The 701-nt window shown below is 47.8% G+C and carries 1 pseudogene; it reads right to left on the bottom strand.

Features of this window, described 5'->3' with window-relative positions:
- Positions 1–701: pseudogene (locus tag EHS15_RS19145) on the bottom strand (hypothetical protein); the annotation flags it as partial.

Raw genomic sequence — 701 nt, 5'->3', positions numbered from 1 at the left:
TTCAATAGACTAGATATCGTTACATTACCCTCTCTATCTACTCGATAGCTCATTCCAAAGCCTGTTGTTGAATCTGTATAACTGATCCCTCCAGAGAATCTCTCTATCGTGTCATAGTTGATGTTTAAGTTCGCTCCGGATCTTGGGCCATCTCCGGCATTTATGTTCGCTCCGATTCCGAATCCGCCTGTTGCTGCGTTATAATTTCCGTTGATTTGGATTCCATTTACGATTGATGTCGATCCATTGAGGGATGCTCCGCCATATTCGGAGAAACGAATTCCTGCATTCGTTACTGCGTTGCCTATCCCAAGCATTCCCCCCCAACCATTATCTCTGTCGTAGCTAACTCCTACGCCTAATGCTGTATTCTGTAACAATGGTGCTGCGGTCGCAAATCGGGTTAAATCCATTCCCCCTCCTGCTGTCATAACACCGAACACCCCGTTCACTAGTCCGGCTACGATGCCTTCTGGTCCATTTCTACTTCCATCTATTGCCTGGATCGCTCCTCGTATCACTGCGGCTCCCACATTCGCTGTCGATTGTAATAGCGGTAATCCCGTTGACGCTAAATTCGCTAAGGGACCTAACAGAGATGCTGTGGCGCTTCCTAGTGCAGATAATCCATTCTGGATCGCTGGACCCAAAAATCCTCCCGCTCCCAATGTTAATACGGTTACTGCTGCTGTGATCGCTGT

The organism is Leptospira idonii (assembly GCF_004770995.1).
GTDB classification, from domain to species: Bacteria; Spirochaetota; Leptospiria; order Leptospirales; family Leptospiraceae; genus Leptospira_A; species Leptospira_A idonii.
The sequence above is the reverse complement of the archived record's forward strand: the minus strand, read 5'-3'. Positions and strand labels throughout refer to the sequence as shown.